Annotated in this window: 21 protein-coding genes; 7 read left to right on the forward strand and 14 right to left on the reverse strand. The window is 64.4% G+C overall.

Features of this window, described 5'->3' with window-relative positions; translation table 11 throughout:
• Positions 1–9: 9 nt before the first annotated feature.
• The 10 genes from FEM01_RS00840 to FEM01_RS00885 form a co-directional block, all read right to left on the reverse strand.
• Complete coding sequence (locus tag FEM01_RS00840; RefSeq protein ID WP_138217396.1) at positions 10–1,218, reverse strand: AAA family ATPase; 1,209 nt, start codon at positions 1,216–1,218, stop codon at positions 10–12.
• 32 nt (positions 1,219–1,250) lie between these two features.
• A complete protein-coding gene (locus FEM01_RS00845; protein ID WP_138217397.1) occupies positions 1,251–1,895 on the reverse strand; it encodes a CpaD family pilus assembly lipoprotein in 645 nt (214 codons plus the stop codon).
• A gap of 11 nt (positions 1,896–1,906) precedes the next feature.
• Positions 1,907–3,439, reverse strand: a complete 1,533-nt coding sequence (locus FEM01_RS00850) for a type II and III secretion system protein family protein (RefSeq protein ID WP_138217398.1) — start codon at positions 3,437–3,439, stop codon at positions 1,907–1,909.
• Between the two features lie 54 nt (positions 3,440–3,493).
• A complete protein-coding gene (cpaB, locus tag FEM01_RS00855; protein WP_138217399.1) occupies positions 3,494–4,390 on the reverse strand; it encodes a Flp pilus assembly protein CpaB in 897 nt (298 codons plus the stop codon).
• 15 nt (positions 4,391–4,405) lie between these two features.
• On the reverse strand, positions 4,406–4,966 hold the full coding sequence (locus FEM01_RS00860; protein ID WP_138217400.1) for a prepilin peptidase: 561 nt from the start codon (positions 4,964–4,966) through the stop codon (positions 4,406–4,408).
• Between the two features lie 20 nt (positions 4,967–4,986).
• Entirely contained in the window at positions 4,987–5,181 is a 195-nt protein-coding gene (locus FEM01_RS00865; protein ID WP_138217401.1) for a Flp family type IVb pilin, read from the reverse strand.
• Between the two features lie 200 nt (positions 5,182–5,381).
• Positions 5,382–6,773, reverse strand: a complete 1,392-nt coding sequence (locus FEM01_RS00870) for a sensor histidine kinase (protein WP_138217402.1) — start codon at positions 6,771–6,773, stop codon at positions 5,382–5,384.
• A complete protein-coding gene (locus FEM01_RS00875; RefSeq protein WP_138217403.1) occupies positions 6,760–7,425 on the reverse strand; it encodes a response regulator transcription factor in 666 nt (221 codons plus the stop codon). The genes FEM01_RS00870 and FEM01_RS00875 overlap by 14 nt, the downstream gene beginning before the upstream one ends.
• A gap of 303 nt (positions 7,426–7,728) precedes the next feature.
• Entirely contained in the window at positions 7,729–8,184 is a 456-nt protein-coding gene (locus FEM01_RS00880) for a VOC family protein (RefSeq protein WP_138217404.1), read from the reverse strand.
• 138 nt (positions 8,185–8,322) lie between these two features.
• Positions 8,323–9,717, reverse strand: a complete 1,395-nt coding sequence (locus FEM01_RS00885; protein ID WP_138217405.1) for an XAC2610-related protein — start codon at positions 9,715–9,717, stop codon at positions 8,323–8,325.
• Between the two features lie 72 nt (positions 9,718–9,789).
• On the opposite strand from FEM01_RS00885, the gene FEM01_RS24115 reads away from it, so the two are divergent.
• Positions 9,790–9,957: a hypothetical protein gene (locus tag FEM01_RS24115; RefSeq protein ID WP_171030886.1), complete on the forward strand. Its 168-nt coding sequence runs from the start codon at positions 9,790–9,792 to the stop codon at positions 9,955–9,957.
• Between the two features lie 34 nt (positions 9,958–9,991).
• The gene (locus FEM01_RS00890) at positions 9,992–10,192 is read left to right on the forward strand and encodes a DUF1289 domain-containing protein (protein WP_138217406.1); all 201 of its coding nucleotides are present in this window, start codon (positions 9,992–9,994) and stop codon (positions 10,190–10,192) included.
• A gap of 72 nt (positions 10,193–10,264) precedes the next feature.
• Here FEM01_RS00890 and FEM01_RS00895 read toward each other — a convergent pair whose 3' ends face one another.
• Positions 10,265–10,582, reverse strand: coding sequence for a DUF2388 domain-containing protein (locus tag FEM01_RS00895; RefSeq protein ID WP_138217407.1), 318 nt, complete (start codon positions 10,580–10,582; stop codon positions 10,265–10,267).
• Positions 10,583–10,722: 140 nt separating this feature from the next.
• Positions 10,723–11,535 (reverse strand): exodeoxyribonuclease III, encoded by an 813-nt coding sequence (gene xthA, locus FEM01_RS00900; RefSeq protein WP_138217408.1) that lies wholly within the window; start codon positions 11,533–11,535, stop codon positions 10,723–10,725.
• Between the two features lie 164 nt (positions 11,536–11,699).
• Between xthA and FEM01_RS00905 the strand changes: the two genes are divergently transcribed.
• From FEM01_RS00905 to FEM01_RS00915, 3 genes are read left to right on the forward strand one after another with little or no spacing between them, the layout of a single operon-like run.
• Complete coding sequence (locus tag FEM01_RS00905; protein ID WP_138217409.1) at positions 11,700–12,350, forward strand: GNAT family N-acetyltransferase; 651 nt, start codon at positions 11,700–11,702, stop codon at positions 12,348–12,350.
• Between the two features lie 52 nt (positions 12,351–12,402).
• A complete protein-coding gene (locus FEM01_RS00910) occupies positions 12,403–14,145 on the forward strand; it encodes an autotransporter assembly complex protein TamA (RefSeq protein WP_138217410.1) in 1,743 nt (580 codons plus the stop codon).
• Entirely contained in the window at positions 14,142–17,816 is a 3,675-nt protein-coding gene (locus FEM01_RS00915; protein WP_240791694.1) for a translocation/assembly module TamB domain-containing protein, read from the forward strand. The genes FEM01_RS00910 and FEM01_RS00915 overlap by 4 nt, the downstream gene beginning before the upstream one ends.
• An 89-nt stretch (positions 17,817–17,905) precedes the next feature.
• On the opposite strand, the gene FEM01_RS00920 is transcribed toward FEM01_RS00915, so the two are convergent.
• On the reverse strand, positions 17,906–18,286 hold the full coding sequence (locus tag FEM01_RS00920; RefSeq protein WP_138217412.1) for a Mor transcription activator family protein: 381 nt from the start codon (positions 18,284–18,286) through the stop codon (positions 17,906–17,908).
• 405 nt (positions 18,287–18,691) lie between these two features.
• Between FEM01_RS00920 and FEM01_RS00925 the strand changes: the two genes are divergently transcribed.
• A complete protein-coding gene (locus FEM01_RS00925; RefSeq protein WP_138217413.1) occupies positions 18,692–18,880 on the forward strand; it encodes a hypothetical protein in 189 nt (62 codons plus the stop codon).
• A gap of 36 nt (positions 18,881–18,916) precedes the next feature.
• Here FEM01_RS00925 and FEM01_RS00930 read toward each other — a convergent pair whose 3' ends face one another.
• On the reverse strand, positions 18,917–19,279 hold the full coding sequence (locus tag FEM01_RS00930) for a fe2+ zn2+ uptake regulation protein (protein ID WP_138217414.1): 363 nt from the start codon (positions 19,277–19,279) through the stop codon (positions 18,917–18,919).
• A 202-nt stretch (positions 19,280–19,481) separates the two neighbouring features.
• Here FEM01_RS00930 and FEM01_RS00935 point away from each other — a divergent pair, with 202 nt between their 5' ends.
• Positions 19,482–21,794, forward strand: a complete 2,313-nt coding sequence (locus FEM01_RS00935) for an acylase (protein WP_138217415.1) — start codon at positions 19,482–19,484, stop codon at positions 21,792–21,794.
• The last annotated feature ends 141 nt before the right edge of the window (positions 21,795–21,935 follow it).

Below are 21,935 nucleotides of genomic sequence, written 5' to 3' on the forward strand. Positions count from 1 at the left end.
AAGGCTCCTTCAGGCTGCGCGCTGGCGGCTCAGCGCTTGCTTGAGACGGGCCAGCAGGCCGTTGCCGGCGTGGACGCGTTGCGGCGTGTGGCCGGTGGCCAGGTCAGCCAGGTCGAGCAGGGCATTGTGGAACGCCGGGGCCCCCGCCAGCTTGAGCGGGCCAGCCAGCAGGCTGCCGGGCAGCGCTGTGCCGGCCCACGGCAGGGCCAGGTCGATGCGCCGTTCGACGAAGTCTTCGAACTGGCTGCGCTCGATGATGCCTGGGTGCTGGCCACGCGCGGCGTTGCTCACCAGCAACAGGTGCTGGCCTTCGCTTTCATCGCCGATCTCGCGCAGCAGGCGGTGCAGGTTGCGCGCGTCCTGTACGGTCAGGTCGGTCAGCAGGATGCGCGTCTGGGCGTGGGCCAGCACGTCCAGGCTGCCGTGCTGGCGGCCAGCGGGCAGGTCCCAGATCACTTGGTTGAACATGCTGCACAGGGTACTGCCCAGTTCCAGCACGTGCTCGGCGCTGAAGGTGTGTGTCGGGCGCAAGTCAGGGGCCTGGGCCAGCAGGTGCAGGCGCTCGTTGATACGGCCCATGGCCCGTTGCAGCAGGCGGCTGTCCAGTTCGGTGGTGGTCAATGCACTGGCAAGGCCGGCTTCGCCCTCGTAGCCCAGCAGCAGACTCTGGTCACCGTTGCAGCGGTCGAAATCCACCACCGCAGTGGGCGTATGACGCTGTTCGGATAGCAGCAGCGCAAGGCTGGCGGCCACAGTGCTGGTGCCTACGCCACCGGACGCACCGCTGATGGCCAGGGTGCGCCCACTGCGCACGCCCTGGGCGATGCTATGGCCGTTGCGCGCACGGGCCACGGTGCTGGCCAGCAGGTCCAGCGGCACGGGCTTGGCCAGGTAGTCGAAGACGCCACTGTGCAGCAGGGTGCGGTACAGGTCGATGTCCTGCTTGCGGCCCAAGGTCACGATAGGGCAGGACGGGTCGCACACATGGGTCAGTTCTTCGAGCGATTGCAGCGGCAGCGGGTCGCCGTCGATATCCACCACCAGCACCTCGGCCGGTGGGTTGCTGCGACACCAGGCGATGGCGGCGGCAATGCCACCGGGTTGGGCCTGCTCGGGCGACTGGCCCAGGCGGGCGAGCATTTCGCCAAAGCGCGCCGCCTCTTCGCGGCTGGCGGCAAACAGCATCAGGTCCTGGGCGGGGAGGGTTGTGTCGTTCATGTCGCGGTTCTCTCTGCGAGCGGCCGAAGCGCTCAGTCCTGGAAGTCGATGTCGAGCAACTCGCGCACTTCATCCTCGTGGTAGCGCTGCATGGCGCCCACCGCATGGATGCCGTCGGCGCTGTCGAGGACGCGTGGGCGGGCCAGGTCGCGCGGGTCGGCGACCATCGCGGCGATGTTGGCGCGCACCGCGCAGCCGGGCTGGCCGACGGCATGGAACGGCTGTACGGTCCAGGTCTGGGCGTTGGCCACGCTGCAATCGGGGATCTTCGCCACGATGGCCTCGGACACCACCTGCAGGTCCCAGTCGTGGGCCTCGCGGGCATCCAGGCGGGTGGGGCGCACACTCACCTCGGCAACCCCTTGCTCGCGCAGCACGATGGCCAGACGTTGGGCCAGGCGGTCGCCGCTGGGGGTGTAGGGTTGCAAGGTCAGGTGCTGGTTGTGCAGGCGACCTTGGGCGTTGAGCAGGCTGTTGAGGTTGTCCAGCGACTCGGCGGTAAAGCCGCCGCTGGCACTGGCCTTGAGCGCAGCCACCAGCGCCGAAGGCGCGACGCTGGCCTGCGGCACGGGGGTAAAGGGCGCGAAGCGTTGTTCGCGGTATTGGTTGACGTGACGATCACAGCCGCTGACCAGCACCGCCAGCGTCAGGAGGGGCAACAAAGCGCGCTTGGACATGATGGTTCTCCTCAGAACAGGTAGCCGGCGGTGGCCACGGTGGGCAGTACGGCGTCCATCGAGCGGATGCCGCGCCCCGGGTTTTGCAGCTCGCCCGGTGCGGTGGGCTCGACCACGTAGGCGGTGGCGATGATCACCAGTTCGGTGTCTTCCTGGGTGCTGGTCTCGGTTTCGAACAGTCGGCCAAGGCCTGGGATGTTCTTCAGGCCCGGAACGCCCGTGTTGCTTTGCCCAACGTTGCTGCGCAGCATGCCGGCCAGGGCGAAGCTCTGGCCGCTGGCCAGTTCCACGGTGGTGTCGGCGCGGCGCACCTTGAAGGCCGGGATGGTGAAGCCTTGCAGGTCGACCGCGCCGTCGTCGGATAGGTCGCTGACTTCGGGGGCCACGTGCAGGCTGATACGGTTGGGCGAGAGCAGTGTCGGCGTCATGCGCATGATCACGCCGTACTGCTTGTAGTCGATGGTCACTTGGTTGTTGTTCATGATCACGATCGGCACTTCGCCCCCGGCGGCGAAGCCTGCGGTCTCACCGGACATGGCGGTGAGGTTGGGTTCGGCCAGCACGGTGGCCAGGCCGTCCTCGGACAGTGCGGTGAGCAGCCCGCCGACAGTCAGCGAACCACGGGTGCGCACGCCGCCGGCCACTGCGTTGGTGACCGTGCCACCGGTGAACGCACCCGTGGTGGCGTCGAACAGGCTCGCGCCACTGCGGAAGAAGTAGTTGCCGTCCTTGAGTGCAACGTCCCAGTTCAGGCCCAGGGAGGTGGTCATCGAGCGCGATACTTCGACGATACGCACGCTGATGTTGACCTGGGCAGACAGCTCGACCTTGAGTTGGTTGACGATGCGCGGGCTGTCGCCACCGGCACCACCGCCAGCACCACCACCACCACCGCCACCGCCACCTGCACCATCGGTTTCGGCGCCCACGTAAGCCTGCACGGCGTCGATCACCTGCTTGGCCTGTTGCGGGGTGCGAACATGCCCGCGCACGATCAGGCCATTGCCCGAAGACGGGCCAAACTCCACCTGGGAGCCGGGCACTTCTTCGGCGATCTGCTTGCTCAGGGCCGCCAGGTCATAGTGGCTGTTCAGGGTAATGGCACTGATCACCTGATCGTTGCCATCGAGCGCGTACAAGGTGGTGCTGCCGGCGCCCTTGGCGTAGACGAACACGTTGCCCGGCGAGGGGATCTGGAAGCTGGCTATGGTCGGGTCGGCCACCAGCACGTTGGCGGCATAGGCCGGCAGTTGCAGCAGGCGGCCCTGGCGTACGGTCAGCTCGACGGTCTCGTTGGCTTGCACCTGGGTCAGCTTGCGTGGCAGCACACGCGCAGGTTTGCGCGGCGCAGCTTGCGGCTCTGGATCGGCGTCGGTCGCCGGCAGGTTGGCGTAGATCGACGGGTCGCCCCAGTTCTCGAAGTTATCGGCTGGGTTTTCCTGGGTGCTGGCTTGGCTGTCTTCGGCCAGCACGGCAGGGGGAACCAGGGCGCAGCCGAGGGCCAGGGCCAGGGAAGAAGCGAGTGTTGCGTGGGCGAACTTCATCGTGGGACTTCCAGAAGAGCTGCTGTGTCAGGTGGCAGGCGTGGTTGTTAGCGCTCAGCGGGGCAGACGCTTTTCCTCGAAGGCGTCGCCGCGGAACAACTGCAGCTTGCCTTCGCGTTCACGCAGGGATGTGTAGATGCCGGTGGCCTGGCCAAGGGTGGTAACGCCGTAAGCCTCGGTAACTCCGGGCTGACGCGGCTCGCGGGCGCCGCGCAGTACCAACTGCAACGTGCCGATTTCCTTGGCCAGGGCCAGGCGCTCGGCCTGGGCCGGGGTCACTTCCAGGGTTACGGTCTCGAAGGCGGTGTAGCGCTTCTTGTCCTTTTCCTCAGGCTGCGTTTCGCGCACGGTCAGGGCGCCACGGGTGACGTTGTTCAAGGCCAGCACGCGCACGTTGCGCAGCAGCGTTTGCGAGGCCAGGCGTGGCATGCCGGAGGCGGCATCGCCGGTGGATTTTTCCTGTTTGCGCTCAAGGCTCAGCACCACGTCGACGCGATCACCGGTAGCGATCATCCCCGAGTTGCTGGCCACCGCACTGGTTGGCACCGAGATGGCTCGCAGGCCTGGTTGCAGCACGGCGGCAATGAAGCCCGATTCGCCAGGTTTGATCAGCAGCGTGCTGGTCAGCGGCTGGCCTTGGCGCAGCGGGCGGCGCACGGTGCCGCCGACGGCCACGGCGAGGTTGTCGCGGTTGTCGAGGAAGTACAGCAGCGCCGAGTGCTCGCCTTCCAGTTGTTGCCAGCGTACCGCTGAGGGGTCGAGGAACTCGCCGGGGTGCAGGTCGCGCGCGGCTACCAGCACCGATGGCAGCGCCGGTGGCGCCGGTGGGGGCGCTACTACCACTGCCGGGGCGGGCGCCGGTGCCGGCTTGAGCATGACCCGGACCAGCAGCGCGGCGCTGCCAGCGACCAGCAAGGTGCCGGCCAGCAGAAGGACTGAAGGGGTTTTCATGGTGAAGTCACGTGCTCAGGAATGGATGGGAATGAACAGGATGTAGAAGGCACCGGTGACGATGGCCAATCCGTAGGGAATGCCCTGCGGGCACTGTTCGGTGATCACCACCGGGGTGTGGATGCCCAGTCGCGGAAAGCGTTGCGCCAGACGCTGCACGGCATGTCCCAGCACCTGCTCGACTCGGCCCAGCAGCGGTAGACCCAGGGCCAGCAGGCCGCCGGCCAGCGCGGTGACGATCAGGAACGCCAACTGGTCATGTGGCCCTACCCACAGGCAGATGACCGCCATCAGCTTCACATCGCCTGCGCCGACCCGGCCCAGGAAGAACAGGCCGCAACCGACCAGCAGCACCAGCGCAGCGCCCAGCAGGCACCCACCCATGGCGGCGAACACCGCGAGGGTGTCGAGCTGACGCCAAGGGCCTACGCCCAGCAGGCCTGCAACCGGTTGTACGCACCACAGCGCCAGCAGGACCAGCACCAGCAGGTTATGGATGCGCCGGTAGAGCAGGTCGGAACCGACCACGAACAGCAGCGCCGGCAGCAGCACGAGTACGGCGAGGGAGTTGTCCATGCTGCGCTCCGGGCTCTGGGTTACTGGCCGGGGGCGTTGGTGTTGGTGATCTGGTCGGCGATGGAGGAGAAGCGTTCCTTCAGCGCGGTGACGAACACCCCGTCGGAGCCGAAGATCACGCCAATGGCCGCAGCCATGGCGGCGGCGAGGATGCCGTACTCGATCGCGGTGACGCCGCTTTCATCGGCGAGGAAGTGTTTGAATCGCTTGAGCATGGCAGGCTCCATTGAAAAGCAGTGGATGAGAATTGGTTGGTATTAAGATTTATTCTCATGTGCCGGACAAGCGTGGGTGTATTAAGAATGCTTAAGGAAGCGGACGTGGGCGATGGGATGCGCGCAGGGACGGCGCTCTGTTCAGCCGCGATGCAGGCGGTGCAGTCGCCCCTGGCATGGCCGTGGATCGAGACGCCGCTTCAATCGGCCGGCGCTTTGATCTCCAGCGTTGCGCACAGCCCCGGCTGGTTGTCGACCAACAGCAATTGCCCGCCATGCAGGTCGCAGATGGCGCGGGTGAGGGTCAGGCCCAGGCCGTTGCCCGGTATATCGCCGCTGGTGTCCAGGCGCTGGAAGCGCGCCATGGCGCGGTCGTTCAGGGCATTGGGGATGCCACGGCCACGGTCGGCCACGCTCAGGCGCGAGCGGTTGCGCACTTGCTCGCCACGCAGGGTCACCGGCGAGCCGCGCGGTGCGTATTTGAGTGCGTTGTCCACCAGGTTGGCCAGGGCCTGGAACAGCAGCGCGCGGTCGCCGTACACCCGGCATTGAGCACTGCACTGCACCACCAGCAGGCAGTCGCGCTCCTCGGCCAGCGGCTGGTAGTACTCGGCGATATCCTGCAACAGCGCGTGTGCGGCATGGCTCTCGAACTGGTGTGCGCAGCGCCCGGTTTCCACTTCGCCGATGCGCATGACCGCGCGAAACAGGCTCTGGATCCGCTCGCTGTCGGACACTGCCTGCATCAGTTCGGCGCGCGCCGGCTCGTCTTGTAACTGCTCGGCCACGTCCAGCAAGCGAGCTTGCAGGCGGGTCAGCGGCGTGCGCAACTCGTGGGCAATATGACTGGTGATGTTCTTCACTTCCTCCATCAGCCGATCAATGCGTTGTAGGCTGTGGTTCACCTCGCTGCCGAGCTGGTCGAACTCGTCGCCGTCGTTGTGACAGGCCACCCGCGAGCCGTGATCTCCACTGGCGTAGCGGGCGAGGGTGTCGCGAATGTGGTTGATGCGTTCGAGATTGCGGCGGCTGAACGGCAAGCTGGTGAGCAGGATCAGCAACAGCACCAGCAGCATGGTGGCGCCGGTCATCAGCGGGATGATCCGCGTGCGTTCGAGCATCGGGCGCAGGTTATAGGCGCTGAAATAACTGCCGCCGTCGGCCAGTGGCACCAGCAGGCCAAGGATCTCTGCCGGGCCGTTGGCCGCCGGCACCACGGCGTGGCGCCAATTGCCCAGGCAGCCGCTGGTGCAGTCGAACTGCGGCACCAGCCAGGCATTGCCATAGCGCAGCCTGCCCTGGGCGTCGACCACGGTGGGCAAATGCTCCTTGCGCGCCTCGGTAGGTTCGCGTTGTTGCAGTGCCGTTACGACCTGCGTGGTGCTGCGCAGGCTGCCATGCAGCTGTTGGGCGCGCACGTCGTTGAGAATCATCTCGCGCACATGGCTGCGGGTCACCACTTCCAGCAGGTGGTTGCTGCAGATGATCGAGATCAGCGAGATGAGCAGGCAGACGAAGGCAATGGTGGAAGCCTGACGGAAATTGCTGGTGCCCAGCAGCTGGCGCAGGCTATAGGCGTTAACCAAGGACATAGCCGATGGCGCGGATGGTGCGGATCATCTGGCGGGCGAAGCCTTTGTCGATCTTGGTGCGCAGCTTGGACAGGTGCACGTCGATCAGGTTGGTCTGTGGATCGAAGTGGTAACCCCATACCCGTTCGAGCAGCATGCTGCGGGTGACGGTCTGGCCACGGTGCTCGGCCAGGACCTGGAGTAACTTGAACTCCTTGTCGGTAAGGTCGATACGCTGACCGTCGCGTCTGACGGTGCGCCGCCCCAGGTCGACCTGCAGGTCGTCGATCAGTAGCAGTTCGTCGTGCGAGTGCTGTTGGTGGCGGCGCGCGAGCAGCTCCAGGCGCAGCAGCAGTTCGGTGAAGTCGAACGGTTTGCCCAGGTAGTCATCGGCACCGGCACGCAGGCCCTCGACACGGTCTGCGGTTTGATCGTTCGCCGATAGCACCAGGATCGGTGGGCGGGGCTTGCCGGTGAGTTGGTTGAGCACTTCGATGCCATCCATTTTCGGCAGCACTCGGTCGAGGATCACCACGTCGAAGGCTTCGCGCTGGATCATGTCCAGGGCACCTTCGCCGTTGTCGGTCATCCTGCAGTTGTGGCCACAGGCGTGCAGCTTGCTGCCTAACCAGTGACTGACCGAGGGGTCGTCTTCCACCACCAATACGCGCATGGCGTTGATCCTTTAAATAGCGTCGAAGGAGTGTTGCATTCTCACGGCTGGCCACTGACCAACTGAGTTAAGAATTATTAAACAGAATGAGAATACTTATCAATAAGATTTGATGTTATTTTGCGATTACGTTCCATTACTCGCAATTTTCGAGGTTCTATGGCGTGCGAATCAGGTAAAAACCCTTGGTATAGCGAGGTTATACGCAAGGAGATTGCGCAAGTGTGGGCGCATCCGTAGGTGGCTGCTCGCGCGATGAGGGCGGTGCATTGTGTGCTGGGGTAGCCGATCAATTGGCAGCCGTTACGCAAACGCTGCGTCCATGAACACCTCCAGACCGGCCGCCTCGATGATCTCGATGGAAAAGTGCCCGAAGCGTTTGGGCAGCCAGATGATCCGCGCTCCGGCTGGAGACGTCAGGGCTTCACGGGGCAGGGGTTGGCCGTTCTCGTCCTGCGGTTGCACGCCATTGGCTATTAGCTCGTCATAGGCCTGTTCGATGTCTGGGGTGCTGTAACAATGGCGGTAGATCATCCCCTCGCCATGTTGATCGAGCAGCACTTTCAGGTTGCCGGCCAGCGGCTGCACCAGCATGAAGCGCTCCTTGCCGATGCGGGCGACGGCGTAGCGCACGTGCAGGCCGCCTCGCTCCCAGACCTGCGTGGAGGAAATCTCGGCACCGAGTATCTGCCGATAGTAGTCGCAGGCGTGTTCGAGCTGGCTGACCAGTACATCGACGTGGCTGAAGGTAAGCTGCATGAGTGGGCTCCTGGGTGCTCGGCGAGCATAACCCAGGCGCCCGCCCGGCGGGGTCTGGGTTATCCGTCGCGGTTGAGCATGGACCAGGGTGCTGCATGTGCAGGGCACGTCCAGCGTCAAGACCGAGCAGGCCCCCGCTCAAGGTTGCTTGCGGTAATACCCGCTCATCATCAGCGGCGAGTCGGCTTCGGCGTTGTAGTTGAGCACGGCGAAGCCCTTGACCAACTGGATGTGATACGGGCCGGTAAGCTTGGGATAGAGCGGATCCTGCACGATGATCAGGTTTTCGGTCAGCATGGGGACGCGGTGCTGCTCGGTGATGATCGGTTCGCCGGTCTTGCTGTTGGTCAGGCTGATCGTGAACTCCGCCACCTCGCGCCCTTGCTGGTCGCGCTCGGGTAGGATGGTCAGGTCGAGCACGCCGTCACGGCCCAGGAAGTCATCGAGCATCTGGTAACGGCCGCTGCGCTGCGCGGCAGGCAGGTCGTTGAGCTTTTCCAGGGAGGGCTCGGCGTCGCTGGGTGCCAGGTCGATAGTCAGTTCGGTGTTGTCGGTTCGGTCTGGCTTGACCCATTCGCCAGTGAAGCGCAGTGGATCGGCTTGCCCGAGGGTGATCCGCCAGATCCCGGTGCGTCGGCCATCGTCGGTGAACTCATGTAGGTAGACGTACGGCGTGTCGTTGTATTGGCTGCGGTTGCCCACCAAAGTGATCGGCTTGCCATTGCCGCTGCGGGTGTAGCGCACCTCGCCGATGAGCACCGCGCCTTGCTCCTGGTACCACAGCTCGACCGGCAGCTTGCCGGCTAGGGTGCCGCTGAACGATTGCGGGTGCTCGATGACCGGGCCTTCGACTCTGGGCGTTTCGACCCACTGGCCGGCCTGCCACTCGCCGCGGCTGCGGAGCATGTAACCGCTGGGCATGCTGGTGCTGTCGTCGAGGCTGGCAGGTATCTGTTCCTGGGTGAAGCTGCTCAGGCGTATCGGCACATCACCCTGCAAGCGCCAGCGCGTGGTGCGGGTCCAGCAGCAGCCACGGTCGGTCTGCTGGATCAGCGTGCGGTCCTTCTGGCTGGTGTCGAACATCTGGCCGTCGGGTTGGCGTGCCAGGTCCGTCAGCGGTTGGCTCAAGGTCCAGCGCGGTGGTTGCGCAGTCTGTAGGTAGACATCGTAGGCGTAGCGTTCATTGGCCAGGTTGCCGTTGCGGATGGCCAGGTCCAGGTGGCCGTCGAAGTTGAAATCATTGAAGTACAGCAGGCCGCTGGGGCCCAGCAGCCAGCCGTTATCGGCCTGCGCACCGGCGCGCGGTGCGTTGCCCGCATCGCTGTACAGTTGCTGGATGACCTGCAAGGTGCGACGGTCGCGCAGGGTGATGTGTACCGGGGCCAGCTGGTTTTCCACGGCAGGTGCATCGGCGAACAGCACCTCGACCAGGTACTGGCCGCTGGGGTCGTTGACCGCGAACGAGCGGGGTTCGGCCAGTGCCGGCACAGCGCCGGCCGTGCACAGCAGTACACCGCAGTAGAGCCTGCGCATGGGTCGCTTCCTTGCTGAAAATGGGCGGCGAGTATAGCGGTAACACGATCGGCCGTAGGAAATTTCCCGCCAATGGCGTGTGACGTTCTGAGGGTGGCGATTACCCTACGCGCGATTCACCTGCAAGGGGGAAGCCTCTGCGCGGTGGCGGCCAAGCGCGCGGGCTTGCAGGTGCAGATGGACTTGCCTGCCGAGGCTTGGCGCCGGTCTGGACGGCGCTCGATCAACGTTCTGCCATGACGTATGATTGCGCGCCCGCCCTTGGAGCTGCGCCATGGCCAAAGATATCGAAAACCCCTGCGTATCGCTGTGCCAGCTCAACAGCGAGCTGTGCGTGAGCTGTGGCCGAACCCGCGAGGAGATTCGCAAATGGCGGGGTATGAAACGCCCTGAAAAGATGGCCACCGTGCAGCGCGCGGCAACGCGGATGAAAACCATCGTCAAGAAAAACGCCAAGCGCGAGGGGCGCCAATAGCCGATCCTGTGTACCCCATCACCGGGTCAACGGACAAGGCAGCACCGTCGATGCCGCCTTGCCGGGCGTGACTCAGTGATCGAGCTTCAGGTCGTCCTGCGACAGCAACGCCCTGGCTAATTCCTCATCGCTGACCTGCATGCCAGGGTTGGCCTGGCGCGCTTGCTCCAGCGCCGACTCAAGGTACGCACCGCGAATGGCGCCGCCGCTGGCGACGAAGGCGCTCAGTTCGTCACGGGCCGGAATGATCCGTTTGTCGTCCTTGAATGTCGAATACAGCGAAGCGGAAACCCCTGCCGAGGTGGCGACGTCGCCAGCATCGACGCGGGCCAATGCGGCACCTGCTGGGAGCAGGAGCAGCAATGAGGGAACAAGCAGTAAGTGGCGCATGGTGTGACCTCCGGTGGTGAAGCCCAAGGGAACTACTGCATGAGGGTTGGAGATACAGTGTAGGCCCGGAGTTCCGCAGCAGCGTACGCGGATGCAAAAGAATCACGCGTCGGGCACCGGGTCGGTGCTCGGCGTCGGCATCAGCTCAGTTCGAGCCAGATCGGCGCGTGGTCCGACGGTTTTTCCATGCCGCGCAATTCGTAGTCCACGCCTGCGGCCTTGAGCCGTGGCAGGAGCCCTTGCGAGGCCATGATCAGGTCGATACGCAGTCCGCGCTTAGGCTCGTCCTCGAAGCCGCGACTGCGATAGTCGAACCAGCTGAAACGGTCGGCCACGTCGGGGTGCAGGTGGCGGAAGCTGTCTACCAGGCCCCAGCCCTTGAGTCGCTCCATCCACTCACGCTCCTCCGGCAGGAAGCTGCACTTGCCGGTCTTGAGCCAGCGCTTGGCGTTGTCCGGGCCGATGCCGATATCGCAGTCCTGGGGCGAGATGTTCATGTCGCCCATCACCAGCAGGGCCTGGTCGTTGCTGAACTGGCCTTCGAGCAGGGCTTGCAAGTCGCTGTAGAAGCGCTGTTTGGCCGGGAACTTGGTGGGGTGGTCGCGGCTTTCGCCCTGTGGGAAGTAGCCATTCATCACGGTGACCGGCTTGCCATTGGCGTCGGCGAAGGTGCCCCAGATGAAACGGCGCTGGGCGTCTTCTTCATCGCTGGCGAAGCCCTTGAACAGCGCCAGCGGTGCCTGGCGCGAGAGCAGCGCGACGCCGTAGTGGCCTTTCTGGCCATGGTAGTGGACGTGATAGCCGAGCGCCTCGACCTCGGCGAGCGGGAACTGCTCGTCGCTGACCTTGGTTTCCTGCAGGCCGATCACGTCTGGCTGGTGCTTGTCGATCAGCGCGGCCAGTTGGTGCGGACGGGCGCGCAGGCCATTGATGTTGAACGAGACGACTTTCATGGAAAGACAATCCTGGTAAAAGCCTCCGATGCTAGCCGACATCGGCCTTCGCGGCCAGCATGGCAGGGGCAGGTCGGCGCTGCTAGGGTGCTCTGGAAAGGTGAACCAAGCGCGTACCTGCGCCTCCAAGGCTGTGTACGCCCATTCCAGGAGGAACACCCGCAATGCCCGACGCCTCGGCCGCACCGGCCCGCATTTGCCTGCTCGACGAAGGCTACGCCCGCGAAGCACGCTCGTTGCTCTACCACGCCTACCGCCACGAACCGACCTATGGCTGGTTGTTGGACAGCCAGCGCCCTGGCTACGAGCGGCGTCTGCGCGTGGTGATCCGCGAATGGCTGCGCCAGCACTTCTACCTGCAACTGCCGGCCATCGGCTTGCTGGTGGAGGACCGCCTGGTGGGTCTGGCGTTGATCGTGCCGCCGCTGCGCAGGCTGGGGGTGGCCGACAGCTGGGCCTGGCGCTTGCGCATGATCCTGGGCACTGGCCTGCGTTGTACGCGCCGCTACCTCGACTATCAGGCCGCGCTGGCTGGCGTGTTGCCGAGCGCGCAGGTGCACGTGTTGCCTCTGTTGGGGGTGCATCCGCAATTTCAGGGCCAGCATTATGGCGAACAGCTGTTGCAGGCGGTGCACGATTGGTGTGCCGACGATAAAGGCACCCAGGGCGTGGTGCTGGATACCGGCAACGCCCATTACCTGGATTTCTATCAGCGCCAGGGCTATCAGGAAATCGGCGAGATTGCTGTAGGGCCTATCAGGGAGCGGGTGTTCTTTCATCCGAACCCTTCGTCGGGCAAGGTAACAATAGTGTGACTGAAATTACCTGCGGCTCCGCAGGCCGCTTCGCTCTGGTAGCATGCCCGGCATGACGTATTCAGGAAGACTAGGCTGGGGCCTGCTGCTGCTGGCCGCCAGTTCCATGGCATGGGCCCAGAGTGAACTGCTGGTGCGGGTCAAACCGGCCAACAAGGCGCTCAAGGGCAATATCGAAAACTACATCGGCAGCCTGAGTGAGCGCGACGAAGAGGCCTTGTTGCGCTTCAGCCGTGGCGCCGAAGAGCAGGCGCGAAAGGCGGCTCAGGCCCTGGGCTATTACCAGGCGCACATCGACACCGAAGTCAAACCGCCTGCCGAGGCGGGCAAGCCTGCGCAGTTGCTGATTCGGGTCGAGCCTGGAGAGCCGGTGCGCTTGCGCAACGTTACCGTGCGTATCAACGGGCCGGCCAGCGAACTCAAGGCGTTCCGCATCCCCAACAGCAAGGCTCTGCGCCCGGGCGAGCCACTCAATCATGGCCACTACGAGGACGCCAAGCGGCTGATCCAGAACCAAGCCTCGCGCTATGGATTCTTCAGCGGTCGCTTCGAGCGTCAGCGCCTGGCGGTCGATCCCCAGGCGGGTGTGGCCGATATCGAACTGATCTACCAGAGCGGGCCACGCTACCGCCTGGGTGCTGTGACCTTCGGTGGCGACACGCCTCTGGACAACGACCTGTTGCAGCGCATGGTGCCGTTCAAGCCTGGCACCCCCTACGACTCGGAACTGATCGCTGAGCTGAACAACGACTTGCAGTCGAGCGGTTACTTCGAAGGCGTTCGGGTTGACGCAGCGCCCACCGCTGCGGTGGCCGAGCAGATACCGGTAGAGGTTCACCTCGATACCCGCAAACCCCGCACGATGGGCCTGGGTCTGGGCTATTCGACCGACGTCGGGCCCCGCGCCAAAGCCAACTGGACGCGCCATTGGGTCAACCCCCAAGGCCACAGCTACGGCTGGGAAGCAGAACTGTCGGCGCCACGCCAGAACGTCGGGCTGTGGTACGACGTTCCGTTGGATCCACCGCTGACCGACAAGCTGCGTTTTGCCGGTGGCTACCAGAACGAGGAAATTTCTGGCACCGACACCCTGAGCAAGCTGCTGACAGTCGGCCCCGAGTGGCACAGCAAGCTGCCCAGCGGCTGGCAGCGGGTGGTTTCGCTCAAGTACCAACGCGAAGAGTACCGTCTGGGGGACGATTCGGGCCTGAGCAACTTGCTGATGCCAGGGCTGAGCTACTCGTACTTGCGCAGCGACAACCGCATCGATCCACATCAAGGCTACCGTTTGCAATTCGACGTACAGGTGGCTAAGCAAGGCTTGGGTTCGGACACCAACCTGGTGCATGGCAACGTATTGCTCAAGGGCCTGACCACCCTTGGCCAGAACCACCGCTTCCTCGGTCGCGTGCAGTTCGGCGGCAGTGCCACCAATGGCTACCAGCAGAACATTCCGCCATCGCTGCGCTTCTTTGCCGGTGGTGACCAGAGCGTGCGCGGCTACGACTACCAGTCGCTGTCGCCGGAAAACAACCAGGGTGACCGCATCGGTGGCCGTTATCTGGTCGCCGGCAGTGCCGAGTACCAGTATTCGATCGCCGAAAAGTGGCGCGTGGCGACCTTCATCGACCAAGGCAACGCGTTCAACTCGCTGGAGTTGCCCAGCCTCAAGACCGGTGTCGGTATTGGCGTGCGCTGGGTCTCGCCGGTGGGGCCGCTGCGCCTGGACCTGGCCCGGGCGCTGGATGCCGACGGTGGTTTTCGCTTGCACTTCTCCATGGGGCCTGAGCTGTGATGCGTGTGTTCAGATTGATCCTGCTTGGCCTGGGCGTGTTGCTGGTACTGGCCGCCCTGGCGTTGGCTTCGGTGCTGGGTACGCAGGCGGGCAGCCGCTGGGCGCTGGGCTTGGTGCCAGGTCTGGAGGTCAGCGACTTTTCCGGGCGTTTGGGCGGCAGTTGGCAAGCCAGCCAGCTACGTTGGAGCAACGCCACCGACCAGGTTGAGCTGCTGGCGCCACAGCTGAGTTGGTCGCCTGGCTGCTTGCTGCGTGGGGCGCTGTGCATCGAGCGCTTGCAGGCGACCCGCATCGACATGGCGTTCGCCCCCGGCGAGCCTGCGTCTGACGACACGCCGCTGAGCCTGCCTGCGTTGAACCTGCCGCTGTCCATCGAGCTGGGCGAGGCCAGGATTGGCCAGTTGCGCCTGGACGGCAGCGATCTGCTGGGCGAGCTGCAACTGGCGGCCCACTGGACGGCGAGCGGGCTGCACATCGACACCCTGCAACTGCGCCGCGATACCCTGCAATTGAGCCTGCAGGGCGATGTGCAGCCGCAGGGGGATTGGCCGCTGCAACTGCAAGGTTCGCTGCAATTGCCCGCGGTTGACGGCCAGGATTGGCAACTGGCCCTTGACCTCAAGGGTCAGTTGCAGAAAACCCTGGCGCTCGAGGGCATCAGCAGCGGATATCTCCAGGCGCGTCTGACGGGTGAGGTTCAGGCATTGGCCGAAGGCTTGCCGGCCAAGCTGAGTCTGCGCAGCGAGTCGTTCAAACCGGTCGCCAGCCTGCCGGACACCCTGCAATTGAACCAACTGCGATTGGACGCCCAAGGCGACCTGCAAGCGGGCTATCGGGTGTCCGGCGATGCCACGTTGCCTGCCGAGCAAGGCCCGTTGGCTCTTGTCCTTGCGGGCAAGGTCGACGCCAACGGCGCGCGGCTCGATGCCTTGAACCTCGATGCCAGTGACACCCAGCGCCTGAAGCTGCAAGCCAGTGCCGACTGGCAGCAGGGCCTGAGCGCCGAGGCGAACGTCGACTGGCTGGATTTCCCTTGGCAGCGCCTGTACCCACTGGAAACACCGCCGCAAGTCAGCCTCAAGTGCCTCGATGCCCAGGTGAAGTATCAGGACGGCACCTACAGCGGTCGCCTCGACGGCGATCTCGATGGGCCGGCCGGCGCCTTCAAGCTGGTCAGCCCGTTCGACGGCGACCTCACCCAAGTGCGCCTGCCGCAACTGGTGCTGACGGCAGGGCAGGGCAAGGCCGCAGGCAGTGTCGAGCTGCGCTTTGCCGATACCCTGGCCTGGGATGTCGACCTGCAACTTTCAGCCCTTGACCCCGCGTACTGGCTGGCCGAGTTGCCCGGCACCCTGGCCGGCCCGCTACGCAGCCAGGGACAACTCAAGGGCGAGCATTTGCAACTCAAGGCCCAGCTTGACCTCAAAGGGCGCCTGCGCGGCCAGCCGGCCATGCTCAAGGTGGATGCCGACGGCGCCGGTGAGCAATGGACCCTGGGCAGCCTGGCGGTACAACTGGGTGACAACCGCATCAACGGCAGCGCCAGCCTGCAACAGCGCCTGGCCGGGCGCATCGACCTCGACCTGCCAAGGCTGGGCCAGCTGTGGCCGCGCTTGCAGGGGCAGGCCAAAGGCCGTTTGGACCTGGCCGGAACCTTGGCGGCCCCGCAAGGCAGTTTGGTGCTGCAGGGCCAGCAGTTGGCGCAGCAGGACAACCGCATCCAGCGCCTGAACTTGGACGCCCGCCTGGACAGCGCCCAACGGGCCCAGGTGTCGCTCAAGGCGGTGGGTATCGGCGCAGGCGACACGGCGTTGGGGGCACTGACCGTGCAAGGCACGGGCGATATTCGCCAACAAGCCGTGACGCTGGCGCTGGACGGTCCGCAGCTCAAGCTCGATCTGGCCCTGGACGGCACCTTGGCCAAGGGCGACTGGCGTGGTCGGCTGGTCAGCGGACGTATCCAGGCCGGCGGCCAGGACTGGCAGCTCCAGGCACCGGCGCGCGTGCAGCGCCTAGCCAGCGGCCAGCTGGACTTCGGCGCCCACTGCTGGCGCTCCGGGCAAGCCAGCTTGTGTGGCGAGGACCAACGCCTGGCGCCGGAGCCGCGTCTGCGCTACCACCTCAAGCAATTCCCTCTCGACAGCCTGGCGCAATGGCTGCCCAAGGATTTCGCCTGGCAGGGCATGCTCAATGCCGACATCAACCTCGACATCCCGGCCAGTGGACCCAAAGGCAGCCTTCGCATCGATGCCAGCAGCGGCACCTTGCGTGTGCGCGATAGCGGGCGCTGGATCGACTTCCCTTACCAGGTGCTGCGTCTGGACAGTACGCTCGCGCCACGCCGGATCGATACCCGCCTGGATTTTCGCGGCGAGCGGTTGGGGGAGCTGGCGTTGAATACCCGGCTTGACCCGCTCGGGCGTAACAAGCCGCTCTCAGGTGACTTCCGCCTGAGCGGTCTGGACCTGTCGATCGCTCGGCCCTTCCTGCCCATGGTCGAGCGCCTGGCCGGCCACCTCAATGGCAGTGGGCGGCTGACGGGAAGCTTGATGGCGCCCGAAGTGGTCGGCAATATCGCCCTCAGTGGTGGGGAGGTCAGCGGGGCCGAGCTGCCGTTGAGCGTACAGGGATTGGCGGTGCAGGCTCAGATCGCTGGCGAGCAGATGCAGCTCAAGGGCGACTGGCGCAGCGGTGAGGCGGGGCGTGGGCAGTTGTCGGGCCAGGTGACGTGGGGCCAGGCATTGGGCATGGACCTGCGCCTGCAAGGCACGCAGTTGCCTGTGATGGTCGAACCCTACGCTGCCCTGGAAGTGGCGCCGGACCTGAGCATACGGCTGCTCGGCGAGCAGTTGGCAGTGACGGGCAAGGTGCTGGTGCCCAAGGGCAAGATCGAGGTACGCGAACTACCGCCTTCAACGGTCAAGGTCTCCGATGACACGGTGATCGTTGGGCACCAGACCGAGCAAGGCGCGCCACCGATGTCCATCGCCATGGACATCGACGTCGACGTGGGGCGCGAGAAACTGTCGTTCAGCGGCTTTGGCCTGACCGCCAACCTGCGCGGACAAGTGCATATTGGCGATAACCTCGATACCCGTGGCGAGCTGAGCCTGGCCGATGGCCGTTACCGTGCCTACGGCCAGCGCCTGACCATACGCCGCGCACGCCTGCTGTTCGCAGGACCCATCGACCAGCCTTACCTGGATATCGAGGCGATTCGTCAGGTCGATGAGGTCGTTGCCGGCATCCGCCTGAGCGGTAGCGCCGAGCAACCGACCACCACGGTGTTCTCGGAGCCTGCGATGAGCCAGGAACAGGCGCTGTCGTACCTGGTGATGGGACGGCCGTTGGGCACTTCCGGCGAGGACAGCAACATGTTGGCCGAAGCCGCGTTGGGTCTGGGCTTGGCTGGCAGCGCCGGGGTTACCGGCAGTCTGGCATCGAACTTGGGTATCGACGACTTCCAGCTCGATACCCAAGGATCGGGCAACCGCACCAGCGTGGTGGCCAGCGGCAACCTGACCGAGCGCCTGAGCCTGCGTTATGGGGTAGGGGTGTTCGAGCCGGCCAATACCATCGCCTTGCGCTATAAGCTCAGCCGCAAGGTCTATCTGGAGGCTGCCAGTGGGCTGGCCAGCTCGCTGGATATCTTCTACAAGCGCGACTTCTGATCGCCTGGGACCCTTTCGCGCCGGCCAACATGGCCGGCGACGAGTTGTGCGTTGGGGGCTTGGTGCTCTCGCACCTTTACAGGCGCGGTTCAACGGGCAGGGCATTCCAGGCGGCGGATGTTGCCGATCTGGCGCAAGCTCAGGCCGTACTTGTCAGCCAGCAGGCTACGTGACAGGCCGTTGGCGCTTTCTTTCTGAATCTGCAGGTTGCGTAGCTGACGCTGGAAATGGTCGGCCTTGGGAATTTCCAGGGCCATGCCGGCATAGCGCTTGATCAGCGCATCGAGTGCCTCGGCCGGCAGGACGTCGGCCAGTTTGGTGCGCTCGCGATGCTTGGGAATGTACTTGGGACGACCGCCGAATGCGCACGTCAGGTGGTAGGCGTTTTCCAGGCCGATACATTCGATCAGCGATTGCAGAGAGTGGGGCAACAGGCTGACATCGATATTGTTGAGATCGGGCGTTTCCATGCAAGGCTTCCTTCTGCTGTGTGGGGGACGCACCGCAGGGGTGTGTCTGAACGTCGCCGGGAGGACCCGGTGGCTTGATTGGATTTTCGAACAGCATCAGAAACCGTCGCTAGGCGCGAATCGGGCCGGGAGTTGTAGCCACAAACGCTCGGCGTTCGCAGGGATTGTTTTCACGCGTTGTAGGAAAAACACCAGCTCAAGGCGTGCAAGCCGCTAAACATCCAGAGAAGGCGTTCCATGATGGCGAAGTGGGTGCATACCCTATGACAGTCGTCTGACCGTACGCCATGCTGGCCAACCTACCGGGGTATTCGGGCAGGAAAGTCAGCGTCTCGGCTGGCTGCGCGGTATCATGGCGCCGGCTCCCAAGGAGCCACATGTCCCTGATGTTGCAAGGAACCTTCGATGACACACGTGCAGCGCCTGAAATATTCGATCCTGATCATTGTGGTGGTCCTGGGCATGATGCTCGGGCTGAGTTACCTGCAGAAGCAGGGCACTATCAGCGAGCAGACATTCCAGTACTTCGCCATTGCCATCGCGGTGGTCGTGGTGGTGATCAACGGGATCCTGCGGCGTAAGGTCAAGCCCTGACGGGTGAGGGCCGGCTGACAGCGGCCGGCCGCGCACTCAGCGCGCGGCGGGTTGTTCGAGGACGGCCTTGGCCTGCGGGTTGAGGCTGTAGCACTTGTCGTTGCCCAGGCTGATCACGCCTTCGGCGCACAGCCGTTTGAGCACCTCGCGCACGCTCAGGAACGACAGCGGGATGTCCAGCTGTTCAAGCTGGGCATGCACGCCACGCACGCCGATGCTGCGACCATCGCGGTCAGCCTTGTGCAGGGCATCGATCACTTTCAGGCGAATAAGACTGGTGCGCAGGCCGAACGTGCGCAGCAGCTCGCGAATCTGCTCATTGCCCACGCGCTCGTTCTGCGCACAGGGCATGGCTGCTGGGTTTGGCGGCGTCTGCAGCGAAGGGTGCGGGTTGTACATTGTGAATGCTCCTTTTCGTGGACTGTCCCAAAAACAGGGGTGCCTCACTACTTAAGACGAATGGGAACGGTAAAACTGCAGGCCTTGGTGAAAAAAAACCGGCACGCCTTGTTCAAGACGTTGCCAACCCGGCAAAGGCGTAAAATTTTCATCAAGCTATTCGTCTGATCGGGATGATCCCCGATGCGCACGAGGAGTGCCTGTGAACCTTTCTTCATCTGCTGTTTTGCGCGTGTGCCTTGTCGCTGCGCTGGCAGCTTCGAGTCTTGCCAGCCAAGCCCAGGAAACGGTCGGCGATGCTTCGGCAGAGATCCGCCGCACCCGTTTCGGCACCCCGCACATCTTGGCCAAGGACGAACGCAGCCTGGGCTACGGCATCGGCTATGCCTACGCCCAGGACAACCTGTGCCTGCTGGCCGACGAGGTGCTGACGGTCAATGGCGAGCGTTCCCGGTATTTTGGCGCCGACAGCAAGACCACCGACCAGCGCGACAACCTGCCCAGCGACCTGTTCTTCACCTGGCTCAACCGCCCGGCAGCGGTCGAAGAATTCCTCCAGGCGCAGCCAAGCGCTGTGCGCGACCTGTTGGGCGGCTACGCAGCAGGTTACAACCGAGCCCTGGGCGAGCGTCGTGCCCAGGGCTTGCCTGCTGAGTGCGGCAACGGCGACTGGGTGCGCCCGATCAGCAGCCAGGACTTGGTCAAGCTCACCCGACGTCTGTTGAGCGAGGGGGGCGTGGGGCAGTTCGCCGAGGCCGTGGTCGCGGCGACGCCGCCGACGTTGGCGGCGCAGCGGCCTGCCGTCGACTATGGGCAAGCCCTGGCGCGCCAGGAGCATTTCGCCCAGGCCCGTGGCAGTAACGCCGTGGCGATTGGCGCCGAGCGTGCAGCTTCGGGCCGTGGTCTGCTGCTGGCCAATCCGCACTTTCCGTGGATGGGCGGCATGCGTTTCTATCAGATGCAGTTGACCATTCCAGGCCAACTGGATGTCATGGGGGCTGCGTTGCCGGGCTTGCCGATGATCAACATCGGTTTCAACCAGCACCTGGCCTGGACCCATACTGTCGATACTTCCAAGCATTTCACGCTGTACCGCCTGCAGATGGACCCTAGGGATTCGACCCGCTACCTGTTCGATGGCCAGTCGCTGCCGCTTGAACGATACAAGGTCAGCGTCCTGGTCAAGGGCGAGGCGGGTAGTCTGCAAACGGTCGAGCGGGTGTTGTACCTGTCGCGGTTCGGCCCAGTAGTGCAATGGCCTGGCCGCCTTGACTGGGATGCACAGGCTGCCTACAGCCTGCGTGACGCCAACCTGGACAACACGCGGGTGTTGCAGCAGTGGTACCAGATCAACCGCGCCGATAGTCTCCAGGCGCTTAAAGCCTCGGTCGGTCAATTGCAAGGGATCCCCTGGGTCAACACCCTGGCTGTGGATGACAGCGGCAGCACCTTGTACCTGAATCAGTCCGTGGTGCCTTTCGTGGACCAGGCCTTGCTGGCGCAGTGCGGCAACCCGGGCTTGCGTGGGCCGCTGGTGGTGCTCGACGGTTCGCGCAGTGCGTGCCAATGGAAAGTCGATCCGCAGGCCGCTCAGCCGGGCATCTTTCCCGCCCGTTTGCTGCCCAGCCTTGAGCGTCGTGATTTCGTCCAGCATGCCAATGACTCGGCCTGGCAGGCCAACCCCAGCGCGCCGCTGACCGGCTTCTCGCCACTGGTCAGCCGTGCCGACCAGCCGTTGGGCTTGCGCAGCCGCTTTGCCTTGCAGCGTTTGCAGGGCAACGCCAAGCTGGCCGCGGCCGATTTGCAGCGCATGGTGTTCGATGACGAGGTGTACCTGGCTAGCTTGCTGCGGCCGGACTTGCTGCATTGGTGCCAGGGCGTGCAAAGCGACCTCAAGGCGCTGTGCGCCAGCATTCAGGCTTGGGACGGCAAAGCCGACGTGCAGGCCGGACTTGGCCTGGTGCACTTCCAGCACATCGCGGCGGCCTTGGCCAAGCATCCAGAGAGCTGGCGCGTGGCGTTCGATCCAGCCGACCCGCTGCACACCCCGCGTGGTCTTGCGGTTGAGCAGGCGGCGGTACGCCAGTGGCTGCGCGAGGCGGCGCTGGCGTCCCTGGAACGCGTGAAGGCGGATGGCCTGACAGACGATACGCGCTGGGGCCAGGTGCAGCAGGCCATGAGCGGCATCCCGGTGCCAGGCGGGCCGCAGGAGCTTGGGGTGTACAACGCGATGCTCAGCGTGCCGGTGGCGCCGGGCAAGCGCCTGGTGGTCAGTGGTTCGAGTTACTTGCAGGTGGTCAGCTTCACCGAGCAGGGGCCCAAGGCTGAAGGCCTGCTGGCGTTCTCGCTGTCGAGCGAGGCGGCTTCCAGGCATTTCGCCGATCAGACCCAGGCCTTCGCGGCAGGGCAATTGGCGCCGATTCCGTTCACCGAGGCGCAGATCAAGGCCGACCCGCAGTATCAGTTGCTGGTGATCCGCGAGCAGGAAAAGCCGGCGTTGGCCAGCCAGCGCTGATGTGAGTGAATCCAACGCTGCCTCTGTAGGAGATCACCCAGCCCTTAAGGGCTGCGCTGTCGCGCAGAGAACTGATTTCGCAAGCGCGCAGCGTACCCTGTGGGAGTGGCGGTTCGGCGCCCCGATTTACCCGCGAAGCAG

It is taken from the genome of Pseudomonas mosselii (assembly GCF_005796105.1).
In the GTDB taxonomy this organism is placed as follows: domain Bacteria; phylum Pseudomonadota; class Gammaproteobacteria; order Pseudomonadales; family Pseudomonadaceae; genus Aquipseudomonas; species Aquipseudomonas mosselii_C.

Bases quoted from the DNA above. Each gene is read 5' to 3' on its own strand.
- FEM01_RS00880 (WP_138217404.1), bottom strand. From the start codon at position 8,184: ATGCAGCTTACCTTCAGCCACGTCGATGTACTGGTCAGCCAGCTCGAA.
- FEM01_RS00860 (WP_138217400.1), bottom strand. From the start codon at position 4,966: ATGGACAACTCCCTCGCCGTACTCGTGCTGCTGCCGGCGCTGCTGTTC.
- FEM01_RS00895 (WP_138217407.1), bottom strand. From the start codon at position 10,582: ATGCGCCACTTACTGCTTGTTCCCTCATTGCTGCTCCTGCTCCCAGCA.
- xthA (WP_138217408.1), bottom strand. From the start codon at position 11,535: ATGAAAGTCGTCTCGTTCAACATCAATGGCCTGCGCGCCCGTCCGCAC.
- FEM01_RS00870 (WP_138217402.1), bottom strand. From the start codon at position 6,773: ATGTCCTTGGTTAACGCCTATAGCCTGCGCCAGCTGCTGGGCACCAGC.
- FEM01_RS00890 (WP_138217406.1), top strand. From the start codon at position 9,992: ATGGCCAAAGATATCGAAAACCCCTGCGTATCGCTGTGCCAGCTCAAC.
- FEM01_RS00930 (WP_138217414.1), bottom strand. From the start codon at position 19,279: ATGTACAACCCGCACCCTTCGCTGCAGACGCCGCCAAACCCAGCAGCC.
- cpaB (WP_138217399.1), bottom strand. From the start codon at position 4,390: ATGAAAACCCCTTCAGTCCTTCTGCTGGCCGGCACCTTGCTGGTCGCT.
- FEM01_RS00885 (WP_138217405.1), bottom strand. From the start codon at position 9,717: ATGCGCAGGCTCTACTGCGGTGTACTGCTGTGCACGGCCGGCGCTGTG.
- FEM01_RS00850 (WP_138217398.1), bottom strand. From the start codon at position 3,439: ATGAAGTTCGCCCACGCAACACTCGCTTCTTCCCTGGCCCTGGCCCTC.
- FEM01_RS24115 (WP_171030886.1), top strand. From the start codon at position 9,790: ATGGCGTGTGACGTTCTGAGGGTGGCGATTACCCTACGCGCGATTCAC.
- FEM01_RS00905 (WP_138217409.1), top strand. From the start codon at position 11,700: ATGCCCGACGCCTCGGCCGCACCGGCCCGCATTTGCCTGCTCGACGAA.
- FEM01_RS00840 (WP_138217396.1), bottom strand. From the start codon at position 1,218: ATGAACGACACAACCCTCCCCGCCCAGGACCTGATGCTGTTTGCCGCC.
- FEM01_RS00865 (WP_138217401.1), bottom strand. From the start codon at position 5,181: ATGCTCAAGCGATTCAAACACTTCCTCGCCGATGAAAGCGGCGTCACC.
- FEM01_RS00845 (WP_138217397.1), bottom strand. From the start codon at position 1,895: ATGTCCAAGCGCGCTTTGTTGCCCCTCCTGACGCTGGCGGTGCTGGTC.
- FEM01_RS00875 (WP_138217403.1), bottom strand. From the start codon at position 7,425: ATGCGCGTATTGGTGGTGGAAGACGACCCCTCGGTCAGTCACTGGTTA.
- FEM01_RS00920 (WP_138217412.1), bottom strand. From the start codon at position 18,286: ATGGAAACGCCCGATCTCAACAATATCGATGTCAGCCTGTTGCCCCAC.
- FEM01_RS00910 (WP_138217410.1), top strand. From the start codon at position 12,403: ATGACGTATTCAGGAAGACTAGGCTGGGGCCTGCTGCTGCTGGCCGCC.
- FEM01_RS00925 (WP_138217413.1), top strand. From the start codon at position 18,692: ATGACACACGTGCAGCGCCTGAAATATTCGATCCTGATCATTGTGGTG.